The 22,342-nt window shown below is 74.0% G+C and carries 27 protein-coding genes and 1 tRNA gene; 13 read left to right on the top strand and 15 right to left on the bottom strand.

Translation table 11 applies throughout. From position 1 onward, the window contains the following. Nucleotides 1-11: 11 nt before the first annotated feature. The 5 genes from ACFUMH_RS01735 to ACFUMH_RS01715 form a co-directional block, all read right to left on the bottom strand. The gene (locus tag ACFUMH_RS01735; RefSeq protein WP_378199412.1) at nucleotides 12-530 is read right to left on the bottom strand and encodes a GNAT family N-acetyltransferase; all 519 of its coding nucleotides are present in this window, start codon (nucleotides 528-530) and stop codon (nucleotides 12-14) included. A gap of 445 nt (nucleotides 531-975) precedes the next feature. Next, a tRNA-Arg gene (locus ACFUMH_RS01730) sits at nucleotides 976-1,048 on the bottom strand. Nucleotides 1,049-1,246: 198 nt separating this feature from the next. After that, a complete protein-coding gene (locus ACFUMH_RS01725) occupies nucleotides 1,247-1,879 on the bottom strand; it encodes a hypothetical protein (RefSeq protein WP_378199409.1) in 633 nt (210 codons plus the stop codon). Between the two features lie 105 nt (nucleotides 1,880-1,984). Continuing rightward, on the bottom strand, nucleotides 1,985-2,239 hold the full coding sequence (locus ACFUMH_RS01720) for a hypothetical protein (protein WP_378199406.1): 255 nt from the start codon (nucleotides 2,237-2,239) through the stop codon (nucleotides 1,985-1,987). A 25-nt stretch (nucleotides 2,240-2,264) separates the two neighbouring features. Next, entirely contained in the window at nucleotides 2,265-2,465 is a 201-nt protein-coding gene (locus tag ACFUMH_RS01715) for a hypothetical protein (RefSeq protein ID WP_378199403.1), read from the bottom strand. Between ACFUMH_RS01715 and ACFUMH_RS01710 the strand changes: the two genes are divergently transcribed. Next, the gene (locus ACFUMH_RS01710; RefSeq protein ID WP_378199400.1) at nucleotides 2,452-2,688 is read left to right on the top strand and encodes a DUF6234 family protein; all 237 of its coding nucleotides are present in this window, start codon (nucleotides 2,452-2,454) and stop codon (nucleotides 2,686-2,688) included. The two genes, ACFUMH_RS01715 and ACFUMH_RS01710, sit on opposite strands and share 14 nt — an antisense overlap. An 84-nt stretch (nucleotides 2,689-2,772) precedes the next feature. Here the strand turns inward: ACFUMH_RS01710 and ACFUMH_RS01705 are convergent, their stop codons facing one another. From ACFUMH_RS01705 to ACFUMH_RS01690, 4 genes are read right to left on the bottom strand one after another with little or no spacing between them, the layout of a single operon-like run. Continuing rightward, nucleotides 2,773-3,171 carry a hypothetical protein gene (locus ACFUMH_RS01705; RefSeq protein ID WP_378199397.1) on the bottom strand — a complete coding sequence of 133 codons (399 nt, stop codon included), beginning with the start codon at nucleotides 3,169-3,171 and terminating at the stop codon, nucleotides 2,773-2,775. Then, complete coding sequence (locus ACFUMH_RS01700) at nucleotides 3,164-3,733, bottom strand: hypothetical protein (RefSeq protein ID WP_378199394.1); 570 nt, start codon at nucleotides 3,731-3,733, stop codon at nucleotides 3,164-3,166. Before ACFUMH_RS01700 ends, ACFUMH_RS01705 begins: the two co-directional genes overlap by 8 nt. 30 nt (nucleotides 3,734-3,763) lie before the next feature. Continuing rightward, the gene (locus tag ACFUMH_RS01695; RefSeq protein WP_378199391.1) at nucleotides 3,764-4,213 is read right to left on the bottom strand and encodes a PIN domain-containing protein; all 450 of its coding nucleotides are present in this window, start codon (nucleotides 4,211-4,213) and stop codon (nucleotides 3,764-3,766) included. Then, on the bottom strand, nucleotides 4,210-4,419 hold the full coding sequence (locus tag ACFUMH_RS01690) for a type II toxin-antitoxin system VapB family antitoxin (protein WP_378199388.1): 210 nt from the start codon (nucleotides 4,417-4,419) through the stop codon (nucleotides 4,210-4,212). The genes ACFUMH_RS01695 and ACFUMH_RS01690 overlap by 4 nt, the downstream gene beginning before the upstream one ends. A gap of 423 nt (nucleotides 4,420-4,842) precedes the next feature. Between ACFUMH_RS01690 and ACFUMH_RS01685 the strand changes: the two genes are divergently transcribed. The 4 genes from ACFUMH_RS01685 to ACFUMH_RS01670 all read left to right on the top strand — a co-directional run bounded on the left by ACFUMH_RS01685 (nucleotide 4,843) and on the right by ACFUMH_RS01670 (nucleotide 11,104). After that, complete coding sequence (locus ACFUMH_RS01685) at nucleotides 4,843-6,198, top strand: glycosyltransferase family 2 protein (RefSeq protein ID WP_378199385.1); 1,356 nt, start codon at nucleotides 4,843-4,845, stop codon at nucleotides 6,196-6,198. Continuing rightward, nucleotides 6,195-8,381, top strand: a complete 2,187-nt coding sequence (locus tag ACFUMH_RS01680) for a right-handed parallel beta-helix repeat-containing protein (RefSeq protein ID WP_378199382.1) — start codon at nucleotides 6,195-6,197, stop codon at nucleotides 8,379-8,381. The genes ACFUMH_RS01685 and ACFUMH_RS01680 overlap by 4 nt, the downstream gene beginning before the upstream one ends. Further along, nucleotides 8,371-9,525 carry a hypothetical protein gene (locus ACFUMH_RS01675; RefSeq protein WP_378199380.1) on the top strand — a complete coding sequence of 385 codons (1,155 nt, stop codon included), beginning with the start codon at nucleotides 8,371-8,373 and terminating at the stop codon, nucleotides 9,523-9,525. Before ACFUMH_RS01680 ends, ACFUMH_RS01675 begins: the two co-directional genes overlap by 11 nt. 172 nt (nucleotides 9,526-9,697) lie before the next feature. Next, nucleotides 9,698-11,104 carry a UDP-glucose dehydrogenase family protein gene (locus tag ACFUMH_RS01670; RefSeq protein ID WP_378199497.1) on the top strand — a complete coding sequence of 469 codons (1,407 nt, stop codon included), beginning with the start codon at nucleotides 9,698-9,700 and terminating at the stop codon, nucleotides 11,102-11,104. A 471-nt stretch (nucleotides 11,105-11,575) separates the two neighbouring features. Here ACFUMH_RS01670 and ACFUMH_RS01665 read toward each other — a convergent pair whose 3' ends face one another. Further along, on the bottom strand, nucleotides 11,576-12,121 hold the full coding sequence (locus tag ACFUMH_RS01665; RefSeq protein ID WP_378199377.1) for an RBBP9/YdeN family alpha/beta hydrolase: 546 nt from the start codon (nucleotides 12,119-12,121) through the stop codon (nucleotides 11,576-11,578). A gap of 280 nt (nucleotides 12,122-12,401) precedes the next feature. Between ACFUMH_RS01665 and ACFUMH_RS01660 the strand changes: the two genes are divergently transcribed. Together ACFUMH_RS01660 and ACFUMH_RS01655 are read left to right on the top strand one after the other, a co-directional pair. Continuing rightward, complete coding sequence (locus tag ACFUMH_RS01660) at nucleotides 12,402-13,238, top strand: hypothetical protein (RefSeq protein WP_378199375.1); 837 nt, start codon at nucleotides 12,402-12,404, stop codon at nucleotides 13,236-13,238. Further along, nucleotides 13,235-14,194 (top strand): hypothetical protein, encoded by a 960-nt coding sequence (locus tag ACFUMH_RS01655; RefSeq protein ID WP_378199372.1) that lies wholly within the window; start codon nucleotides 13,235-13,237, stop codon nucleotides 14,192-14,194. Before ACFUMH_RS01660 ends, ACFUMH_RS01655 begins: the two co-directional genes overlap by 4 nt. Before the next feature lie 142 nt (nucleotides 14,195-14,336). Here the strand turns inward: ACFUMH_RS01655 and ACFUMH_RS01650 are convergent, their stop codons facing one another. The 4 genes from ACFUMH_RS01650 to ACFUMH_RS01635 form a co-directional block, all read right to left on the bottom strand. After that, nucleotides 14,337-14,708, bottom strand: a complete 372-nt coding sequence (locus ACFUMH_RS01650; RefSeq protein WP_378199369.1) for a PH domain-containing protein — start codon at nucleotides 14,706-14,708, stop codon at nucleotides 14,337-14,339. A gap of 184 nt (nucleotides 14,709-14,892) precedes the next feature. Then, entirely contained in the window at nucleotides 14,893-15,561 is a 669-nt protein-coding gene (locus ACFUMH_RS01645; protein WP_378199366.1) for an AIM24 family protein, read from the bottom strand. 59 nt (nucleotides 15,562-15,620) lie between these two features. Then, nucleotides 15,621-16,538, bottom strand: a complete 918-nt coding sequence (locus ACFUMH_RS01640) for a hypothetical protein (RefSeq protein ID WP_378199363.1) — start codon at nucleotides 16,536-16,538, stop codon at nucleotides 15,621-15,623. 179 nt (nucleotides 16,539-16,717) lie between these two features. Continuing rightward, on the bottom strand, nucleotides 16,718-17,128 hold the full coding sequence (locus ACFUMH_RS01635) for a transferase (RefSeq protein WP_378199360.1): 411 nt from the start codon (nucleotides 17,126-17,128) through the stop codon (nucleotides 16,718-16,720). Nucleotides 17,129-17,290: 162 nt separating this feature from the next. Between ACFUMH_RS01635 and ACFUMH_RS01630 the strand changes: the two genes are divergently transcribed. Further along, nucleotides 17,291-18,013 carry a hypothetical protein gene (locus tag ACFUMH_RS01630; protein WP_378199356.1) on the top strand — a complete coding sequence of 241 codons (723 nt, stop codon included), beginning with the start codon at nucleotides 17,291-17,293 and terminating at the stop codon, nucleotides 18,011-18,013. Nucleotides 18,014-18,031: 18 nt separating this feature from the next. Here ACFUMH_RS01630 and ACFUMH_RS01625 read toward each other — a convergent pair whose 3' ends face one another. Continuing rightward, nucleotides 18,032-18,262, bottom strand: a complete 231-nt coding sequence (locus ACFUMH_RS01625) for a hypothetical protein (protein WP_378199353.1) — start codon at nucleotides 18,260-18,262, stop codon at nucleotides 18,032-18,034. Between the two features lie 163 nt (nucleotides 18,263-18,425). Between ACFUMH_RS01625 and ACFUMH_RS01620 the strand changes: the two genes are divergently transcribed. The 5 genes from ACFUMH_RS01620 (at nucleotide 18,426) to ACFUMH_RS01600 (ending at nucleotide 22,315) form a co-directional block, all read left to right on the top strand. Then, nucleotides 18,426-18,956, top strand: coding sequence for a methyltransferase domain-containing protein (locus ACFUMH_RS01620; protein ID WP_378199350.1), 531 nt, complete (start codon nucleotides 18,426-18,428; stop codon nucleotides 18,954-18,956). A 61-nt stretch (nucleotides 18,957-19,017) separates the two neighbouring features. Continuing rightward, nucleotides 19,018-19,524, top strand: a complete 507-nt coding sequence (locus ACFUMH_RS01615) for a gluconokinase (RefSeq protein WP_378199494.1) — start codon at nucleotides 19,018-19,020, stop codon at nucleotides 19,522-19,524. Nucleotides 19,525-19,572: 48 nt separating this feature from the next. Then, nucleotides 19,573-20,958, top strand: a complete 1,386-nt coding sequence (locus ACFUMH_RS01610; RefSeq protein ID WP_378199347.1) for a GntP family permease — start codon at nucleotides 19,573-19,575, stop codon at nucleotides 20,956-20,958. Nucleotides 20,959-21,053: 95 nt separating this feature from the next. Beyond that, on the top strand, nucleotides 21,054-21,593 hold the full coding sequence (locus tag ACFUMH_RS01605; RefSeq protein ID WP_378199342.1) for an OsmC family protein: 540 nt from the start codon (nucleotides 21,054-21,056) through the stop codon (nucleotides 21,591-21,593). Beyond that, on the top strand, nucleotides 21,593-22,315 hold the full coding sequence (locus tag ACFUMH_RS01600; protein WP_378199339.1) for a hypothetical protein: 723 nt from the start codon (nucleotides 21,593-21,595) through the stop codon (nucleotides 22,313-22,315). The genes ACFUMH_RS01605 and ACFUMH_RS01600 overlap by 1 nt, the downstream gene beginning before the upstream one ends. Nucleotides 22,316-22,342: the final 27 nt, after the last annotated feature.

Below are 22,342 nucleotides of genomic sequence, written 5' to 3'. Positions count from 1 at the left end.
TGAGACGCGGATCAGCCGAGACGCGTTGCCACTATTTCGTGCCGGCCCCTGCCATAGCGATTCGATTCGAACGCGGTGCGCGTGAAGCCTCGGCTTGATAGCAGCCGTTCGAGCTGGCCCCAGGTTTGGTGCGCAATCGTCACGTAAATTTCTCCCTGGGCGTCACGCGGCGCCCATCTGCTCGCGTCCTGGAGAACCTGGTCAAGGAGCCGGGAACCCAGGTGGGTGCGACGAAAGTCCGGACGGACATAGATGGTGCTGAGCTTCGTCGCCAATGACTTGGGAGTCAAAATCGTGACTCCGACCACGTCGTCAGCAGTTGCCGCGATCATGCAGCGCGCTCGTCCAGCGAGACAGTCCTGGAGCCGCCGCCTCAGCCACGCCTCCGCACCGGGGTAGGCCACAGGGAGGTCGACAAGAAGCGAGCGAACCGCAGGCAGGTCTGCAGCGGCCAACGGCTGGATCACTACGTTCGTGTCGACGAACGCTCGCGAGGCCCCTCGCCTGTCCCACGTCGCGGCTGTCTGCATCGCGCCAGCCTAGTCGGGACCGCTGACAGACGCCGCAAGTATCAGCACGCGTCCGAACCGTCCGCGCACTGGCCGCGGTCGACGCCGGTCAGCTCGAGCGTCCGGCGTCATGCGCACAGTCGGGGACGATCGGGAGATATGCCACCACCGACGGCGCCCACCCGCCGCAAGGAGCGAGCCCGTCACCTGGCGCTCACGGCGCGGATCACGCGACGCCGGTGACCAAGACTTCGGGCCGCGGACAGTAGCCGCCGTCATGCCCGGGGGCGGGGTGGCGGCCGTCTTCGGCGACCGGGTCCGTCGGCGTTCCTTGACGTCCTTGCGAGGCCGTCCACGTCCTGAGGCAGGCCGCTGACCACACGCTGACCAGTACGCGGCAAATTGCAAACGGTCCCAACCGTAGCTGCGGCGCCCATACCGTCCCTGACCTGCGAAAACACTTGTGTGCGCCTGGGCAGATTCGAACTGCCGACACCCGCTTTAGGAGAGCGGTGCTCTATCCCCTGAGCTACAGGCGCGAGAGCCATGTTGGAAACGTCGTCGAAAATCCGGCGTGGCTCGTGCCGAACACGTCCAGACGTCATCTTGGTGGCCCCGAACAGCGCCGGGCAGGCCCACAGGGCTGTTCGGCGCGCTCGTCAGCCTACCGCCGCGCAGCTCGGGGATGCGCCACCAGCCCCTCGAGGGGGCTGGTGGCGTGCTAGGTGTTGAGGAGATCAGGCAGCGGAGGCGCGCGTCCTGGCGCGTTGCCGGTGACGGTGGTACCAGTTAGCGACGGCGTTGTGCGCCACGGCGAACCTCAGCATGACCAGGGCCTGACGCTCAGCGGTCAGAGCGACCATCCGGCCACGGTAGAGCCAGTCGTCGAGCTGGGAGTGGGTCGACTCGGTGTCGTTGCGCCACCCGTACGTGTCGTCGTAGACGGGTGTGCCGGGCGGGTGCATGCGCAGGTGCTCTGCACGGTTGAAGCCGTTGTTCACGTCGGTCGATGACGAGGTGAGTCGCACAAGGTGGGTGTGGCCGCACGGGAGGGTCACCTCGACGTACCACCTGGCTTCGGGCGCCTTGCCTCGAGCGATGACCTTGCGGGGCAGGATATGGAAGACGCGTGTGGCGGCGTCGTCGGCGAGCACCTCGAGGACGCCGAGCGCACCGTTCTGCTTGTACAGACGCGTGCGCTCGTCGCAGATGACGCCGGTGGACCTGTCGACGTGCCCGCAGGTGACTCGCTCGAACTCTTCGCGTCTCGCAGTCTGGCTATGGGGAGGGTTGACCACTGCCAAGCCAGCCTTCGTGAGGTCGTCGAGGTGGACGCCGCGCAACGCGCCGTCGTACCGAACCCCGAGCATGCCTGGTGCACGCCGCTTGAGCTCAAGAAGCTTGCGAGCCGGGCGCCGAGGCAGGAAAGCAGCTGGCCCCGCTCCCAGAAAGGTGCGGGGCCAGCTGTGTGCGCCTCAGGCCGTGGTCGCCCCGACCACGAGGCCTGCGACGGTCAGCACGACGATCGCCACGGCGCTGAGCGCGATCGCGGTCCACAGGAACCCGGCCCGTCCGATGCTCTTGGCGAGCATCCAGGCGGCCGCGATGATCGTGATCAGCGCGAGCACGGCGGCGAAAGGCGTGAACGTCGCCGCGATGAGGGACAGGACGCCTGCTGCGAGCACCCAGGTCGAGCGGTGGTCGGTGCTCGTCGTCGTGATGGTGGTCATCGGAGCCCCTCGGGTCAGATGTTGATCAGGTGACGGTACTCCACGCCGGGTCCGGTGACCGCTGGTACATCTCCTTCTCCATCCCGGCGGCGGCGCCCTTGTCCACGACGTCGAGGTCGAAGTTGAAGATGCAGTGGCCCTTGCCGCTGGCCTTGTAGTGGTTGTCCGAGACGGAGATGGCCCAGAAGCCGGTGAACGAGGAGAACCGGTACGTGGTCACGGCCACCGCGTGCCTCCTCCTGCTCGCGGTCGGCACCGGTGCCGCGATCGCCACACGCCGCCACGTGCTGACCGCCCTCGGCGTGGTGCTCCTCGTCGTGGGCGTCGGCGTGGCCGCCGTGTTCGCCGTGCCGCCGCACGACTGGGAGCGGGATCCTCCGCCGCCTCCCCCGGCCGACCGTCCCATCTGCCGCAGCGGCGGCGACAGCGACGACTGCCCCGGCGGGTAGCCGTCGGGGCACGGTGCCGGTCCGACGAGTCAGGCGCACACGCGCAGGAGAGTCACCCCGACGTCCCCCTCGGTGACGGGAGCATTACCTGGGCGAAGACCCGTCCACCCCCACCACCACGGCCAGCAGCTCCGCGGTCAGCGGTTCCGCAGCTCCCCCGATCCGCACCCACACCCGGGCACCCAGCGCGGCGGCCAGGCCCTGCACCGCCGCCCACAGGGCACGCACGTCCTCCGGGTCCACCGGCGGGTCGCCGTACACCTCGCCGGCGAGCTGCTTGAGCGCCCCTTGCGCGTCGGGCTCGAGGGCCACCTGCCAGAAGACCGTGCCCCCGCCGGCGTCGAGGACCCCCTCCGGCACGGTGGACACGTTCACCCCCAGGCCACCCAGGAGCGTGCGGGCGAGCGGCTCGTCGAGCGCAGGCAGGGCACCGGAGACGTACTCGTCCGGGTGCCCGGCCGCGAGGACGAGCTCCTCAGCCACGGGCGCTCCGGTACGCATCGAGCTGCGCGAGGGTCCGCACCACCTTGTCGTGCAGGTCGTCGGGCTGGAACGGGCGGCCGCTGCCCACGGCCGCCGGGACGCTGCCGTGGGCGAGCATGATGACGTCGGCCGAGTTCTCGGGCCAGCCGATGTCCATCATCGGCTTGCCGTTGCGGTCGTCGCGCCGGTCACCGTTGCGGAAGCAGATCCACCGCGAGCCGGGCACCTGCGCGCGCAGGACGTCGGCGACGTGGACGGTCACGAGGTCCCACAACCGCATGACCGCGTCGCTCGCCGGGCGCGGACCTCCGGGCCGGGGCACGAAGTCCGGGTTCGGCGGCGGCGCCCAGAGCGGGCGGCCCGGCGACGGGTCGACCTGCGCCTCCACGGCCCGCGCGTAGTACCAGACGTTCAGCGCGCGCAGGCTCTCGAGTGTGGGGTCCAGGTACGGCCCGCCCGTGGCGGCGACGCACGCGTGGAGGTGACCCCGGCGGTCGTCCTCGGCCGCCACCCACTCGGCGAACCGGCGTTCAACCTCGTCGCGCGTCATCTGCAGGTACATGTCGATGAGTCTCCCGGTCGGCCGTGCACGTCACGGCAGCGTCCCGAGCGGCGCCACCAGCTCCTGGCGGAACTCGGGGACTGCCGCCGCGATGTGCTCGTAGTCCCGGTCGTAGTGCAGCACCGTCGCGTCGTGCTCGATCGCGACGGCGGCGATGAGCGTGTCGAAGGCGCCGGCGGCGCGTAGGCGGCCGCTGTGCCACAGGCGTTGCTGGACATCGAGGGCGATCTCGTGCGTCCGGCGGGACATCGCCAGCAACGGGAACGCCGACATCGCCTGGTGCGCGGCGTCGAGGTCGCTCGGCGACGGCGCGCTGAACCCGTACTCCAGCACCTGTGCCGTCGTGACGCAGATCGCGTGCTGACGGTGGACGTCGGCGATCCGCGCCGCGACGGTGGCGGAGCGGGGCATCCGCGCCCACACGCTGTTGTCGACGAGGTACAGGGTGCCGATCCCGACCGCACCTGCCGGCTCCGTCACCGGCGCGCCTGCGCCCGGACCTCCGGGTCAACGAGGTCCTCGGCGAACGCCATCCCGCCGAGTGCGGCCAGCGCCTCGTCCTGCCTGCTGCGACGGACCGTCTCGCGCAGGGACGCCGTGATCGCCTCCCGCTTCGTCCGCGCACCGAAGATGCGCATGACCTCTGCGACCAGGTCCTCGGGAAGATCCACGCTGGTCATCGCCATGGCTACTCCTCCATATGTGTCTAGACGTCGGATCATATGACTGTGAGTGGTGCGACGACAGGGCCCGACGCACGAAAGCCCGAGCGTTTTACGCGGGCAACACCGCGGAGATCGTCCGCATGGTGGATATACCCGTCCGGCGGCAGGGCACTTTGTCCCATATGACCGACTCACGGGTGAAGCCACAGCACTGGCGCCACGCGTCGCCGCCGCACGCACCTGTCACCTGCACCGACACCCTCCTACCTGCGCAGTCACAGCCTCGACGACCACGACCGCGCTCCCCACGACGGTTCACCCGTGAGCCGGACACCTGTCCGATTCCACCCCGTTCGGGCTATTCACGGCATCCGCCCGGCCCGCCTACCTTCGGCCTCACCAGGTCAACGGAGACCCCCGCCCTCTTACCCGACGGGAGTCCCGATGCCTCCGGCTGCCGCGACGTTCCTGCCCGCCCTCGACACGAGCGCCCTCACCTTCGACACCGTGCGCGCCGCGTTCCCCCTGGCGCTGGCCGGCCTCGTCGTGTGGGGCCTGTGGCTGTACCGCGTGATCCTCTCGCGCCTCGCGCAGCCGATCAGCACGGACTTCCGCGCCACGACGTCGGTGATCGTCCCGTCGTTCCACGAGGACCCCGACATCCTCATGAGCTGCCTCGAGTCGTGGCGGTCGCAGGACCCGACGGAGGTCATCGTCGTCCTCGACGTCGCCGACACCGAGGCGTTCGAGCGCATCACCGCCCTCGGCGACCCGCGCGTCACGCCGGTCCTGTTCAAGCACGCCGGCAAGCGCTCGGCGCTCGGCGAGGGCATCCGGCGGGCGACGAGCGAGCTGCTGGTCCTCACCGACTCCGACACCACGTGGCAGCCGGGCCTGCTCGAGGCCGTGCAGATGCCGTTCGCCGACCCCGAGGTCGGCGGCGTCAGCACGCAGCAGAACGTGTACGACCGGCGCTCGAGCGTGTGGCGCCGCGTCGCCGACTGGCTCGTCAGCCTGCGCTACTACGACTACGTGCCGGCGATGGGCCGCGCCGGCGCCGTCGCCTGCGTGTCCGGCCGCACCGCCGCGTACCGGCGGGCCGCCGTGGAGCCGGTGCTGGAGAACCTCGAGGACGAGTTCTTCCTCGGCCGGCGCTGCATCGCCGGCGACGACGGCCGCCTCACGTGGCTGGTCCTCGCATCCGGCTACAAGACGGTGCACCAGTCGGCCGCGAAGGCGCTCTCGATGTTCCCCGCGTCGTTCCGGGCCTTCGTCAAGCAGCGCGTGCGCTGGAGCCGCAACTCCTACCGCTGCTACCTCACGGCCGTCTACAAGGGGTGGCTGTGGCGGGTCCCGTTCGTCACCAAGATCACCGTCCTGCAGATCCTGCTCACGCCCGTGACCATGGGCATCACGCTCGGCTACCTGATCTTCGCGCGGCTCGAGGCGACGCCGTGGGGCATCGCCGCCGTCGTGGCGTGGATCCTGCTCGGGCGCGGCATCCGCGGCCTGTCCTACCTGCGCCGGCACCCGAAGGACATCGTGCTGCTGCCGCTGGTCACGCTCGTCGTCATCTTCATCGCGCTGCCCATCAAGCTCTACGCGTTCGTCACGATGAACAAGCAGGGCTGGCTCACCCGGCACGCCGACCAGGTCGGCGGCGACGGCCAGACGGCCGGCACGCTCACCGCCAGCGGCGCACGCCCCGCGACGCCGACGCAGCACCACGCCCCCGCCCGCCCGGTCGCCGCCCAGCCCGTCCCCGCGCTCGCGATGCGCCCGGCCGAGGTGAACGCGTGAGCGCCCCCCTGCGCCGCCGCCGGCGCCGTCGCGTCGCGGCCTGCACCCTCGCGGCCGTCCTCGCGACGACCCTCGTCGCCGCCCCCGCCTCCGCGACGGCCGGTCAGTCTGCGCCGTCGGACCGCACGGGCCTCGTGCCCCTCATCGCCGGCGTCCTCGCGGCCGCCGACGTCAACCCGTTCGGCGACCCGGCCGAGGCCGCCACGCCGGACCCGTCCGTCGACGCCCCCTCCCCCGGCGTCGACGCGGGCACCGAAGCGGGCGCCGACGCCTCCGCCGTCCCCACCACGGCGACCGAGCCGGCCGCGCCGGACGCCGAGCCCGCCGAGGACCTCGACCCCGAGGACGTCGACGCCTCCGCCGGCGGCCGCCCCTACTTCGGCGACGCGACGACCGAGGCCGTGCTCGTCGCCGACGAGGACGACCGCCTCGACGAGGTCCGCACCGTCTCGTCGATGGTCCGCTGGCGCCAGCTCGACATGGACGCGCCGTACCGCCTGACCAACGGCTCGACGTACACGCTCGTGCTCACCAAGCGCGAGGCCCCGTACACGGTCACCGACCTGCTGGCCCTGGCCCCGCAGACGTTCGTCCGCCAGCCCGACGGCGCGTTCCTGCTCACGGAGAACGTCGTCGTGCAGCCCGGTGCGTCGCTCGAGCTCGGCGGCGCCGACGGCCTCACGGTGCGGCTCGCGAGCGACGCCGAGCGCTTCGTGTCGATCGTCAACTACGGCGGCAAGCTCGTGACGCGCGGCACCGCCAAGCACCCGGTCGTCATCACGAGCTGGGACCGCAGCGCCGGCGCCCCCGACGTCCTCACCGACGACGGCCGCGCCTACGTCCGCGCGATCGGCGGCCAGGTCGACCTCCAGGCGACCGAGTTCCGCGACCTCGGCTTCTGGAGCGGGCGCACCGGCGGCGTCGCGCTGACCGGCACCGACCGCCCCAGCGGCGGCGCGCTCGAGCAGTTCGGGCGCGAGCTGCGGGACAACGCGAACGCGCTCAACGGCGGCGTGCCCGCCGATCCGGCAGCGCCGGCCCCCGATCCCGTCGTCGTCGACCCGAGCACCGCCGGCGGCGCCGTCCCCGGCGTGCTCCCCGCCGGCGACCTCCCCCTCCCCGAGGTCGACCTCGACGACCCCACCTACAGCTACGTCGCCGCCCGCATCGACGGCGTCACGTTCGACGGCAACGCGTTCGGCCTCTTCCTCTCCAGCGCCAACGGCGTCGACATCACCGACACGTCGGTGTCGCGCAGCCTCGTCGACGGCCTGGTCCTGCACCGCTTCGTCGCCAACGCCGCGATCAGCGCGACCGAGGTCCACGGCAACGCCGGCGACGGCATCGTCCTGTCCCGCGCGACGACCGGCATCGTCCTGAGCGAGGTCTCCGCGACGCGCAACGGCGACAACGGCATCGAGCTGCGCGGCGAGGCCCTCGCCGACGGCCCGAGCGCGACCGGGTCGCCCGTCGGCGACTACGGCAACAACTCCGTGTCCAACAGCGTCGCCTCGGACAACGCCCGGTACGGCATCGAGGTCGTCGGCGGCCGCAACGTGAGCCTCACGGCCAACGACGTGTCCGGCAACGACATGGGCATCGTCGTGCGCGACCCCGCCTCCGAGGTCGCGGTCGTCGGCAACCGCCTGAGCGGCAACACGCGTCACGGCATCGCGCTGCGCGACGGGGTCGAGTCCGCGACCGTCAGCGGCAACGTCCTCGACGACGGCTCCAACGGCATCTACCTGCGCGACTCCACGGCCGAGGTCCGCCGCAACACGGTCTCCGGCATGACGCTGCACGCCGTCACGCTCGTCGGCGACGTCACCGGCACGGTCGTCACCCAGAACGACCTGGCCGGCCGCGGCCCCAGCGCGGTCGACCGCAAGCGCGCCACCGGCGCGGACGTCGACGGCAACGACGAGGGCGGCTGGACGAGCACGAAGCCGTTCTGGACCGTCGTGCGCAACGCCGCCCAGCCGCTGACCGTCATGTGGGTGCTGCTCGGCCTGCTGGTGGTCGTGACCGCGATCCGCGGCGCCGGCCGCCCCCGCACGCGCAGCCACCCGTACGCGCAGCAGGCGCGCCTGTCCGCCATCGTGGGACGCTCCGCCAACGACGTCCCGATCGTCACGCACGACCTGCGGACCCGTCCCCAGCAGGAGGTGCACGGTGCGCGCTGACCTGCGGGCCGCGGCCCTCCTCCTGGCGCTGGCCGCCCTCGCAGCCTGCACCCCCGCCGCCGACACCGGCGCGCCGAGCCCCACCCCGACGTCCGCCTGGACGCCGCCGCCGTCCGCCCCGACGCCCGCCCCGCTGCCCTCCGACGAGGACGACGACGAGGACAAGGACGACGACGAGGGCGACGACGAGGGCGACGCCCCCGCCGACGCGACGACCATGCCCGGGTGGATGACCGAGCCGGCCGCCGAGGCACCCGCCTGCCCGGCACCGACGGTCACCGTCCGCTCCGCCGACGAGCTCCAGGCCGCGCTCGACGCCGCCGCACCCGGCGACGTCATCGGCCTCGCCGACGGCGTGTACCGCGGCGAGTTCGTGGCTCGCGCCTCGGGCACCGCGCAGCAGCCGATCGCGCTGTGCGGCGGGCGCGGGGCCGTGCTCGACGGCGAGGGCATCAAGGGCGGCTACGCCCTGCACCTCGACGGCGCGCAGCACTGGCACGTCGACGGCTTCACCATCAGCAACGCGCAGAAGGCCGTGATGGCCGACGGCACCGTCGGCACGACCATCTCCCGCCTGCGCATCCACCACATCGGCGACGAGGCGGTCCACCTGCGCCGCGTCAGCACCGACAACCACGTCACGGGCAACGTCATCAGCGACACCGGCCTGCGCAAGCCAAAGTTCGGCGAGGGCGTCTACGTCGGCACCGCCGAGTCCAACTTCTGCGACATCACCGACTGCGAGCCGGACGCCAGCCACCGCAACCGCGTCGTCGCCAACGCGATCTTCGCGACGACGAGCGAGGCGATCGACGTGAAGGAGGGCACCGAGGACGGGCTGGTCGCCCGCAACCAGTTCGACGGCAGCGGCCTGGAGGGCGACGCCGACTCGTGGGTCGACGTCAAGGGCCGCACCTGGACGATCGAGGACAACACCGGCCGGCACTCCAGCGCCGACGGATTCCAGACCCACGAGATCATCGACGGCTGGGGCACCGACAACGTGTTCCGCCGCAACCGCGGCGAGCTGGACCGGTCCGACGGGTTCCTCGTCGCGCCGCGTCCCGCCCGCGACAACGTCGTGGAGTGCTCCAACGAGCTCCTCACGCAGGTCGGCGCCGTGAGCCCCGACGACTGCACCTGATCCCGCCTCTTCCCCCGGCACGTCCCCCGCCACATCCCCCGTCCGGCCCGCGCACCGCCGTGGGCGGGCCGAGCACACCCTGGAGGGCATTCTCATGAGCGAGAACCAGCGCGAGAACCAGCGCGTCACCCCGACCCACGTCGACGGCATCCCCGTCGTCGCCCGCCCCCGCATGACCGTCATCGGCACCGGCTACCTCGGCGCGACGCACGCGGTCTGCATGGCCGCCCTCGGGTTCGACGTCCTCGGCGTCGACGTCGACGCGGCGAAGATCGCCCGCCTGTCCGCCGGCGAGGTGCCGTTCTTCGAGCCCGGCCTGCAGGAGCTGCTCGCGGAGACGCTCGCGACCGGCCGCCTGCGGTTCACGCAGGACTACGCGGAGGCCGCCGCGTTCGGCGACGTGCACTTCGTCTGCGTCGGCACGCCGCAGCGCAAGGACTCCCTCGCCGCGGACCTGTCGTACGTGTACGCCGCGGTCGACGCCCTCGCGCCGCACCTGACGCGCCGCGCGCTCGTCGTCGGCAAGTCGACCGTGCAGATCGGCACGGCGCAGGCGCTCACCGAGCGCCTGCACGCGACGGCGCCCGCCGGCACGGACGTGGAGCTCGCGTGGAACCCGGAGTTCCTGCGCGAGGGCTACGCCGTGCAGGACACGCTCGCGCCGGACCGCCTGGTGTTCGGGACGTCGTCGGCGTGGGCGTCGGCGCAGCTCGCGGCCGCGTTCGGCCCGGTGCTCGACCGTGGCACGCCGCTCGTTGAGTGCGACCTCGCCACCGCCGAGCTCGTCAAGGTCGCGGCGAACTCGTTCCTCGCGACGAAGATCTCGTACATCAACGCGATGGCCGAGGTCTGCGAGGCCACCGGCGCCGACGTGAACCTGCTCGCCAAGGCGCTGTCGTTCGACGACCGCATCGGCGGCCGGTTCCTCAAGCCGGGCCTCGGCTTCGGCGGCGGGTGCCTGCCCAAGGACATCCGCGCGTTCGCCGCCCGCGCGGCCGAGCTGGGCGTCGGCCAGGCCGTCTCGTTCCTGCACGAGGTGGACGCCATCAACGCGCGCCGCCGCACCCGCACGGTGGACCTGGTCCGCGAGCTCGCGGGCGGCTCGCTCGCGGGCGTCCGCGTGGCCGCGCTCGGCGCCGCGTTCAAGCCCAACTCGGACGACATCCGCGACGCCCCGGCCCTCGACGTGGCGCGCATGCTGCACGAGGAGGGCGCGATCGTGCAGGTGTACGACCCCGAGGCCATGGACAACGCGCGCCGCGCCTACCCGGACCTGACCTACGCGGAGAGCCTGCCCGCCGCGCTGCACGGCGCGGACGTCGTCGCGCTGCTCACCGAGTGGGCGCAGTTCCGCACCGCCGACCCCGAGATGATGGGCTGGCTCGTCGCCCACCGCCGCGTGGTCGACGGCCGGCACGCGCTCGACGCCGACGCCTACCGGGCCGCCGGCTGGGACTACCGCGCGCTCGGCCGCCCGCTGCTGCCGCGCACTGTCGAGCTCACCGCCTCGGCCGCCGACGAGGTCGACCTCGCGACAGCGCTCGCGATCGCCGGGCAGGCGCTGGCCGGCACGCGCTGACACGCAGGTGCGGGATCCGGACGACCGGTAGGACCGCACGACCTGCACTGCCACCTGAACGACCTGCACGATCCGAGGGGCCCGCGCGTGCGTGGGCCCCTCGGCGCGTCCCCCGCCACGGCCGGCGCGCGGGCGGGGTCGGCGTGTCGCACGGCAGACGGATGTCCTTCCGCGAGCGTGCGCACACCGTGCGTACAGGGGGCGTACGCCCGCAGAAAGAAGTCCCTCCGTCTTCGGCTCTCGCCGGCGGCAGGGTGCACGTCTGGGCCCGCACCCGGAACAAGGTGCACACCCCGGCGCTCATCCGCGGCACGGTGCACACCCCGGCGCTGACCGGCGCCGGACCGGTGCGCTCGCCACCCGGCGCGGGACGGGTGCGCGCCGCGGACGGTCGGCGTCGGCCGTAGGCAGCCGCCGTGTGCAGCCGCCACGGGCGGCGCCCGCGGCACGAGCGTGGCGGCCGTCCGGAGGTCAGTGCGTCAGCAGCTCGTCCAGCAGCGCGCGTCCCGCCGGCCAGTCGCCGAGGCCGGAGCCGGCGTTGACGTGGCCGACGTGGCCCGCGTCGACGAGCGTCGCGCCCAGCGAGTCCGCGACGGCGACGGAGTGCGCGAACGTGGCGAACGGGTCGTCGTGGCTCGCGACGAGCACCGTGCGGAACGGCAGCGGGCGGTCGGTCGGGCCGGTGAAGCCGACGGCCTCCTCGGGGAAGGCCGGCCCGTGCACGTCGGGCGCCGCGACGAGCAGCGCGGCGACGACGTCGGGGTCCTCGTTCCCGGCCGCCCACTCCGTGACGAGCGTGCAGCCCAGGCTGTGGGCGACCAGCACCTTCGGCCCCGCGACCGCGCGCAGGGCCTCGTCGAGGTCGCGCACCCACAGGTCGCGGTCCGGGTGGTCCCACGACGCGTGCTCCACCCAGACGCCGTGCGGCAGCTCGGCGTGCCACCGGGCCTGCCAGTGGTCCGGCTCGGAGTTGCCGATGCCGGCGACGAACACGGGGGTGGGACGTGGGGAGGTCACGGCGCCATCGTGGCACCGGGGCCCGGTGCTGCGGGCGAGGTCGGCGCAACCGGTGACGGCGGCGCAGCGGTCGGGGCGGCGCAGCGATCGGGGCGGCGCGGCGGTCTCGGCGGCGCAGCGGGTGAAGTCGGGGCGCGCACCTTGGCCGCCGCCGCGGGGGCGGACACGATGGCGAGCGACGGACGCGACCGCGGGGGGCGACATGCGACCGAGCCGGACGACGCACGCACGCACGCACCGGGGGGCACGGCGACGACGCGCGGCCACGGTGGCGGTCGCGGTGCTCCTGCTGGGCGGCGTGGCGCCGGCAGCGGCGGCGGCAGAACCGGCGCCGACCGTCTGCGGCCAGGTCGCCGACTTCCGGCAGTACCGCGAGATCCCCGGCGACCTCGTCGTCGACGGCACCTGCTACGCCGACGGCCTGCTCGTCGCCGGCGACGTGCACGTGCTGCCCGGGTCGTCGTGGCCGACGTACCACTCCCGCGTCCGGGGCGACCTGCACGTGGGCGGCGGCGCGAGCGTGCACATGACCGACGTGGACGTGCGCGGCGGGCTGCACCTGGACGGCGCCGCGTCGGTCACGGTGATCGGCGTCGTGGGGCTGTCGGTGCGTGGCCGGGCGGACGCCGTGACGCTCGCGCAGTCGCGCATCGGCGGCGCCGTCAACGTCACCGTGCCGGCTGCGGTCCGCGACACCGGCGTGCGGCTGCTGCGGTCGGAGGTGGGCGGCTGGGTCAACGTCCACGGCGGGCGCACCGAGGTCGCGCAGTCGTGGCTGCACCGCGGCCTCACGCTCACGGCGGTACGCGCGTCGACGGTCTCCGAGCTGCTCGTCGACGCCGACGTGACCGTCCGGCAGGCCCGTGCGCGCGTGCACGTCGGCGACCTCGCCTGGTGGCCCGGCCCACCCGGCGACTGGGCCGGCACCTGGCTGGACGACGCGCAGCCGCAGCGCAGCCGGTACGCCGGCGGCCTCGTGCTCCTCGACAACGCCGGGCCGGTCACCGTCGGGCACGTCGACGTCGCCGGCGCGCTCACGTGCAGCGGCGGGCGCCCGGCACCCGTCGTCGACGTGACCGTGACCGTCGGCGGCGCGCGGACGGGGCAGTGCGCATGACCGGGCCCGCGCGGATGCGCCGGGCGCAGCGATCGGCCGCGGCGCAGCCGCCCGAGCCGCACCGGACGCACCGCCCGGCGCGCACCCGCGCCCTGCGGCGCCGGGCCGCGCTCGTCGTCGCCGCGCTGCTCGCGACGGCCGGTGCGCTCCCGCCCGCCCACGCCGCCGCGCCCCCGAGCGCGGCCCCACCGACGGCACCGTCCCTGAGCTGCGACTACGACACCCCGGGCGTGCCGGTCCTCGTCCCCGGCGACCTGCGCGTCTACCCGGGCTGCCCGCTCGGGTACACGGTCGTGCTCGGCGACCTGCACGTGCTGCCGGAGGCGCAGCTGACGTTCCGTGGCCGCGTCGCGGGCGACGTCCACGTCAACGAGGTCGCATCCCTGCTGCTGCAGAGCGCCGAGGTCGGCGGCGGCGTGCACCTGGACCGGGCGACCGACCTGACGGTGCTGCAGTCGACGGTCGGGCGCAGCATCCGCGGCAAGGCGCAGCAGATGGCGGTCGACCAGTCGGTCGTGCACGGCGCGATCAACGTGGCGACGCGGCAGACGGCGCCCTGGGAGCTGCGCGTGCGCGGCAGCTGGGTCGGCGGGTGGGTCAACCTGCACACCGGGCAGGTCCGCGTCATCGCGTCGGTGCTGCGCCGCGGGCTCACGGCGTCGTGGGCCCACGGCGTGCAGGTGTGCGCGAGCGAGATCGGCGCGGACCTCGTGGTCCGGCACGCGCAGCGCGCGGTCCGCGTCGGCGGGCCGGCGTGGCAGGGCGACTGCGTCACCGGGCCGACGACGCGCCCGGTGCAGGTCGGCGGGGACGTGCAGGTGCTCGACAACGACGACCCGGTCGCGCTCGAGGCGCTCGACGTGACGGGCGACCTGCTGTGCACCGGCAACCGCACCGCGCCGGCGCTCGGCGCGGTCACGGTGGCGGGCGTCCGCGGCGGTCAGTGCGCCGGCTGACCTCGAGCGGGCCGGCACGCGGGTCGACGTGTCGCGCGAGGAAGCGTGTCCTTCTCGCGAGCGTGCGCACACCGTGCGTCCGGCGTGCGTACGCCCGTGAGAAAGACCGCCTCCGGGACCGGCCGGCGCACCGAGCCGCGCGTCACCCCTTGAGGATGGCCCAGGCGAGCAGCTTGTCGAGGCGACGGATGTCGATGTTGCGGTCGAGCTTCACCTTGATGTGCCCGGCTCGGGTCCACAGCTCGAGCTCCGCGTTGACGTCGAAGACCTTGCCGGCGTTCTCCGACGACCACATGACCACCGAGCTGTAGGGCAGCGAGTAGATCTCCACCTTCTTGCCCGTGAGGCCCTGTGCGTCCCGCACGATGAGGCGCCGGGTCGTGAAGATCGCGCTGTCACGGAACGTCTTGTAGGCGGCCACGGCCTCCTCCCCCTCGACCAGGAGGTCCACCACGTCGGGAGGGATCGGGATCTCCTGGATCAGGGTCCATGACGTGATGGCAGCGGTCTCCATGAGGGCCTCCGAGCGGGTTGGACGAGCAGCAGCGCCCCATCCTGGCGGTCACGTCGCACGCGACGACCGCAGTCACGACCGCGCACCCCACGGATCACTCGATGGGACGCATCGAGGCGTGCCCGGTGCCGCGGTCCTCGCGCACGTCCAGCCGGCGAGGTGCGGGAGGACTGCGGCGGCGACGTCAGCCCTGCGTCACCATCGGGAAGCCCTCGGAGGGCTGCACGATCACGAAGCCCGGCCCGTGGAACTTGTACTGGAACGCCTCGCCCGTGCCGCCGCGCAGCAGCGACGTCATGTTCATGCTCGACACGATCTCCGGCGACAGGTTCGCCGACCAGCACACGGCCGCGTTGGGGTCGACGAACGTCGGCTGCTGCGAGCAGTCGAGGATGACGGGCGGGCCGTCGGACGTGAGCGCGACGGACCCGTGCCCGTGGATGAGCGTGCTGAACAGGCCGCCGGTCATCATCCCGGCGCCGCGGGTGCGGTGCAGGTCCCACTGCAGGTTCGCGTCGAATGCCAGCACGTTGCCGCCGCCGATGCTGATGGCGTCGCCCTCGAGCTCGAGGATGAACACGTCGTGCGCGTAGCGGGCGAAGAACACGTCGCCCTGCCCGGAGACGGTCATGAGCGCCTGGTCGTCGGAGCTGATGGCCCGCTTGACGAACTTGGCGAGGCTGTCGGCGCCCTTGTGGTGGAACTGCACGGCGCCCTGGTACGCGACCATCACGCCCTTGGCGGCGATGACCGGCTCGCCGAGGGTCACCTTCAGCATCTTGCGGCTCTGCAGGGCGAACCGGCGGCTGCCGTCCACCTCGAGGTTCGACTGGTCGAAGAGATCGCTGCGCATGGCGTCATCCTGCCGCCCCGCGGCACGCGCCAGGGCGCCCCGACGGGTGAACCGCGGGCTCAGGCGCGGGCGTTCCGGCTGAGCACCGCCTCCAGCTCGGGGCCGACCTCGATCGCGGTGCGCCCGTCCTCGGTGCGCCGGCTCACGCGGCGCAGGACCCCGTCGCGCCACCAGTACACCGACGGCGACACGCCCCCGGCGGACTCGGCGAACGCGCCTGCCGCGAAGCCCGCGAGGCTCTGCAGCGCGGGGACGACCGACGGCCCGTCCGGCACGTGCAGGACGAGGGTGTGCCGGTCCGGCAGCGCGACGAGCACGCCGTCCGGGTACGCACGCGGCCCGTGCAGCGCGGTCAGGACGTGGTCGAGCACGAGCACCTTGCTCGCCACGAACATCGAGTCCCCGATCAGCACGTCGGCCTCGGCGCCGTCGGCGAGCGGCTCGCGGCGGTGCTCGTACGGCTCGGCGACGAGCCGGGCGCGGCCGGCGGCGCGCAGCGCGTCGTGGCCGGCGCGGGCGACCTCGTCGTCGGTGAGCAGGGAGACGGCGTGCGGCGAGTCGAGCACGAGCGCCTCGACGAGGTCCTCGGCGACGGGCATCGCGTACCCGAGGCGCTCGGCGCCCCACTCGGCGAGCGTGTCGGTGGAGTAGACGCGCAGGACGGTGCCCGCGAGCAGCTCGTCGACCGGCATCGTCGCCACGTCCGGCGGGGGCCGCAGCAGCCGCGCGACATGCCCCTCGACGAGGTCCGGCCACACGCGGCGGTCGTCGGTCTCGGCGCACACGGCCGCGAGGTTCCACAGCCCGAACGCGCGCCCGTCGAGGCTCTCCAGCCGGTCGGCGAACGCGACGACCGGCACGCCCGCCCGGCCGAGCGCGTCGGTGGCGAGCCGGCGCACGCGCTCGGCGTCGGCGACGCTGAGGAAGGGCAGCGCCTCGTCGGGCGTGCGGTCCTCACGACGACGGAACAGTCCCATCCGTGCCTCCGGCGGTGCGGCGCTCCGCCCGGTGCGTCGCGACGCCGCACAGCGTGCCGTGCGGCACACCGACGGGGGAACACCCGGCCGCGCGCGTCACCCGGATGATCGCCCCGGCCCGGCCGGCGCGCAGGACGACGCCCCGACGGTGGCCCGCCGGGGCGTCGTGCGTGGTCGAGTCAGGCCGCCAGGACGTGCGGCGGGTAGCCGCGGCGCTCGACCTCGGCGCCCTCGGCGACGCTCGCCTCGGGGGCCACGACGACGCCGTCCTGCAGGCGGGCGCGCGCCCCGACCTCGGCGCGGGTGCCGAGCTTCGCGGAACGCCCGACGACCGCGTTGCGGCCGACGTGGACGTGGGTGCCGAGCTGCGCGCCCTCGGAGACGACCGCGCCGGGCTCGACCCAGCAGTAGCGTCCGAGGTGCGCGCCCGGTTCGACCTGGGCGCCGGGGTCCACCCACGTGCCGTCCGCGACGTACGCGTCGTCGGCCACGCGGGCCCCCTTGGCGACCATGCCGCCGCCGTTGCTGTGCCGGAAGTAGCGGACGACCCGGCCGTCGTCGGTCTCGAGATCTTCGTATCGCTTCCTCATAACACCTCTCCCAACGCCGCGAGGTCATGGGATGTTCCCCGGATCGGGCTCCGGTGGGCGTGCCGGTGAGGTGCGGCGACGTGCCGGTGGCGCGCGACACGACGCGCGGCGGCCGGGTGACGTGCCGTGCCCGGTGCCGCACCGGCGGGCAGGATGACGGCCGTGCGTCCCTCCCCCGCCGCCGGCACGGCCCGCGCCGTCGCCGTCACGCTCGCCGCCGCGGCCGTCGTCACGCTGGCTGCCTGCACGCCCGGCGCGGACGATGTCGCCGCGACGGCCACCCCGACCGCGACGGCCGTCCCGACGTCGACGCCCACGCCCACCCCGACGCCGGACGTCGAGCCGCTCGAGGTCGGCACACGTCTGACGCCCACGCCGCCCGGGTCGTTCCTCGGCACGACGGACACGGCGGTCATCGAGGCGCACATGGGGTTCGACCCGACGAGCGACTACTACGCCGAGGCGCAGTTCACGTCCCGGCTCATCGACGTGTCGGCCGCGGACCCGGCCGACCTGGCCGGCGTCGACATGACCGACCCCGTCGACCCGGCCGCGGAGACCGTCTACTACATCCGCACCGCGCACCGCCTGGAGTGGGCGCGCACCACCACCGTGGGCGCGGCGGGCGTGAGTGCGCCGCACGTCGGCGGCTGGGCCGAGGACGGCACGGGCGCGAGCGACCTGCTCGTCATGGGCCTGTTCGACCCGTGCACGACGGGCCGGTTCGACGCGCTGCTGCCCGGGGTCGAGGTCGAGGCCTGCGACGTCGTCGTGCTGCCCGCCGGCGTGCCGCTGGCCTGGGTGGGCGTCAGCGAGAACCCGCAGGTGACCCGGGACGCGCACGAGGAGTACGAGCCGCAGCCGGTGGCCTGGCGCGTCGGCTGACGCGCCAGGTGCCGCGCGTCAGCCCAGCGGCGCGCGCCACGTCGTCGACCGCGTGAGGGAGACGGCGTCGAGGGCACCGAGCGGTCCGTGCCCGGACCGGCGCCGGTCCGCCGCGCCGGCCGGGAGCCACACGCGCGCCGCACGGTGCAGCGGCAGGACGCGCACGCCGACGCGGTCCGCGACGGCGCCAGGCAGGACGTCGAGGTCGACGTGCCACGGGGTGCCGTCGCCGAACCGGTCGGCGACCACGCGCCCGTCGACGAGGAGCTGCGCGACGTCGCCGGCCCAGTCGACGCGCAGGTGGCGGACGGTGCCGGGCCGGGCGTCGCGCGCGACGTGCGCGCCGGCGTACGGTCCCGGGAGGCGGGGACGACGCCTCGCCGCCGCCCGTCCGGCACGCGAGGAGGCGCCCGTGGACCGGCAGACGGCCGCCGCGCAGCTCGTCACCGCCCGCACGCACGGCCGCGTCCTCGAGGTGGGCAGCGGACCGCGCGGGCTCGCACCGCTGCTCGTCGGGACCGTCGCGCGGTACGACGCGATCGACCGGTCCGCGTCGGCGACGCGGCGCCTGCGGGAGTGGCTCGCCGCCGCCGCGCCCGGCGGCGCGTGGGGCGTGCACACCGGCGACCTCGCCGACCTCGCCGCGCTGCCGGACGCGCCGCCGCCGGCCGACGTCGTCGTCGCCGTGAACGTCAACGCCGTGTGGACGGAGCCGGCCGGCGCACCGCTGGCCGCGGCCGCCGCGCACCTGCGTCCCGGCGGCGCCGTCGTGCTCGTGCTCGAGACGCCCGACCCCGTCGACGCGCGCGTGCGCCCCGCGCTGCACGCCCGCCTCACCGCCGCCGGGTGGACGTGGGACGAGCACCCGGACCTCGGCGGGCCGCGGCGCGTCGCGCTCGTGGCCGTCCCCGCTGGCCCGCGGGGGGCGACTCGGGCAGGGTGAACGCGTGGTCGACGACGCAGGGGGTCCGCAGCCGCGGCAGGACGTGCCGCACCTCGTGGTCATGGGGGTGGCCGGCTCGGGCAAGACGACGCTGGCGACGGTCCTGCGGGAGCGGCTGGGCTGGCCCTACGCCGAGGCGGACGAGTTCCACCCGCCCGCCAACATCGCCAAGATGAGGGCCGGCACGCCGCTGGACGACGACGACCGGTGGCCGTGGCTCGAGGCGATCCGGGACTGGCTGAGCGCGCAGACGCGCGCCGGCCACAGCTCGATCGTCACGTGCTCCGCGCTCAAGCGCAGCTACCGCGACGTGCTCCGCTCGGCCGACGGGAACGTGCGCTTCGTGCACCTGACCGCGCCGGCGGAGCTGCTCCAGCGGCGCATGTCCGGCCGCTCGGGCCACTTCATGCCGACGACGCTGCTGCCGTCGCAGCTCGCGACGCTCGAGCCGCTCGCCGACGAGGAGCAGGGCGTCACCGTCGTCGTCGACGTGCCGCCCGACGCCGTCGCCGACCGCACGATCCGCGCCCTCGGGCTCGTCGCCGACGGACGCCCGCCGGCCCGCTGACCCCTCGCCCGCGGGTGGTCCGTGGGCACCGACGCACCAGGAGGACCCGTGCCACCGGAGGACTGGGAACAGACGCTGGGGGCCGGGCCGCTGCTCGGCATCGCCGCGGCCGCGATCGCGCTGCTGCTCTTCCTCATCATCCGCCTGCGCCTGCACGCGTTCCTCGCGCTGATCCTCGTCTCGCTGGTCACGGCGTTCGCGACGGGCGTGCCCGCGGGGGCGGTCGTCGACGTCCTGACGACGGGCTTCGGCACGACGCTCGGCTCGGTCGCGCTGCTCGTCGGGCTCGGCGCGATGCTCGGCCGGATGGTCGAGACGTCCGGCGGCGCGAGGGTCATGGCGGACACGCTCGTGCGGCGGTTCGGCGAGAAGCGGGCACCGCTGGCGCTCGGCGTCGCGTCCCTGATCTTCGGCTTCCCGATCTTCTTCGACGCCGGCTTGGTCGTCATGCTGCCGATCGTCTTCGCGGTCGCGCGGCGGCTCGGGGGGTCCGTGCTGACGTACGGCCTGCCGACGGCCGGTGCGTTCTCCGTGATGCACGTGTTCGTGCCGCCGCACCCGGGGCCCGTCGCGGCGTCCGAGCTGCTGGGCGCCAACCCCGGCATGGTCGTGCTGCTGGGCCTCGTCGTGGCGATCCCCACCTGGTACGTGACGTCGTACCTGTACGGCGTGTGGGCCGGCCGCCGCTGGGTGCTGCCGGTGCCGGAGCTGCTGGGGCGGACGTCGGACGAGGACGCGCCGGACAACCCGCCGTCGTTCGGGACCGTGCTCGGCGTCCTGCTGCTGCCGCTCCTGCTGATCTTCGTCAACACCGGGCTGAACACGCTGGGCACCGCCGGTGTCGTCGACGCCGACGCCACGTGGGTGCAGGTCGCGCGGGCGATCGGCTCGACGCCGGTCGCGCTGCTCATCGCCGTGCTCGTCGCCGCCTGGGTGATGGGCCACCGGCGCGGGCGCGACAAGACCGCGATCGAGCGGCTGCTCGAGTCGTCCCTCGGGCCCGTCTGCTCCGTCATCCTCATCACCGGCGCGGGCGGCATGTTCGGCGCCGTGCTCCGCGCGTCGGGCATCGGCGCGGCGCTCGAGGACGCCCTCGGCGACCTCGGCCTGCCGATCATCGTCGCCGGGTTCCTCATCGCCACGATCCTGCGCGTCGCGCAGGGCTCCGCGACGGTCGCGCTCATCACGACCGCCGGGCTCATCGAGCCCGCCGTCGCGTCCGGCGACTTCTCGGCCGTGCAGCTCGCCGCGATCGTGCTCGCGGTCGCCGCCGGGTCCGTCATGGCGTCGCACGTCAACGACTCGGGCTTCTGGCTCGTCGGCCGGTTCTTCGGCATGGACGTGCGCACGACGCTCAAGACGTGGACGGTGCTCGAGACCTTCATCGGCCTCATGGGCTTCGCCATCGCGCTCGTGTTCTTCGCGGTCGGCTGACGCCGCACTCGGGACACCGCACGCGGGACCGGGGACGCCCGAGCGGCGGCCCCGGTCCCGCGCGGGCGTCGGGGCCGCGTGCGAGGATCGGCCGCATGACGACCGAGCAGGACGCGCGCGACCTCGCGGGCGACCCGGCGCCGGCCGCCGAGGGCACCGCCCTGGGCGACCCCGCGTCGGCGACCGCCGCCTCCGACCCCACCGACCCCCTGGCGAACGCCGGCGACACCCGGCTGTGGCTGGAGCGCACCGGCACGCGTCGCTACACCGGGCGCAGCTCGCGCGGCGCGGAGGTGCTCATCGGCTCCGTCGGGGACGAGGGCGCCTTCTCGCCCGGCGAGCTGCTGAAGATCGCACTCGGCGCGTGCACCGGCCTGTCGAGCGACGCCGCGCTCGCCCGGCGCCTCGGCGACGACGTGCGCGTGACGATCCGCGTCGGCGGGCTCGCGCACCCGACCGAGGACCGGTACCCGCACCTCACGGAGGAGCTCGAGGTCGACCTGTCGTCGCTCGACGACGCGGCCCGCGACCGCCTCCTCACCGTCGTGCACCGTGCCGTCGACCAGCACTGCACCGTCGGCCGGACCCTCGAGGCCGGCGCCACCACCACCCTCCACGTCACCGGGGAGCGTTGATGCCGCAGGTTCTCCAGACCGCCCTCGACAAGGCGGTCACCATCCCGTCCGCCACCATCCACGCGCACGTCGCGAGCCTGCGCCGGCGCAACCCGGAGGCGAGCCCCGCGCGGATCGTCGAGCTGCTCGAGAAGGAGTACCTGCTCGTCGTCGCCGGTGCGGGCGGTGCCGTCGGTGCGGCCGCCGCCGCGCCCGTCGTGGGCACGGGCGTCGCGACGGCGCTGACCGTGAGCGACGTCGCGACGTTCTTCGGCGCGTCGGCCGCGTTCTCGCTGGCGGTGGCGTCGGTCCACGGGATCGAGGTCGAGGACACCGAGCGGCGCAAGGCGCTGGTGCTGGCGAGCGTGCTCGGCGAGGACGGCGCGAAGGCGATCGGCAGCAGCGTCGGCGAGCTGTCGACGCTGCGCATGGGCCGCCTGCTGCTGACGCGCATGCCGCGCTCGTCGGTGAAGAAGGTCAACAGCACCCTCATGCGCAAGATGATGCAGAAGCAGGCGGCGAAGTTCGCCGGGCTCGCGCTCGGGCGGCTCGCGCCCTACGGCATCGGCGCCGCGATCGGCGTCGCCGGCGGGCGGGCGATGGGCCGGACCGTCGTCGAGGGCGCGCGCCTCGCGTTCGGGCCGCCGCCGGAGCGGTTCCCGCAGGTCGTCGAGGGCGTCGCGCGCGACGTCGACCGGCCCGGCCTGAACGGGCGCACGCCGTCGCTGCCGCGGGGGCGCTGACGGCGCGCCCGCACCGGACGCACGGAC

Source organism: Cellulomonas sp. NPDC057328, from assembly GCF_042667215.1.
GTDB lineage: Bacteria > Actinomycetota > Actinomycetes > Actinomycetales > Cellulomonadaceae > Cellulomonas.
The sequence above is the reverse complement of the archived record's forward strand: the minus strand, read 5'-3'. Positions and strand labels throughout refer to the sequence as shown.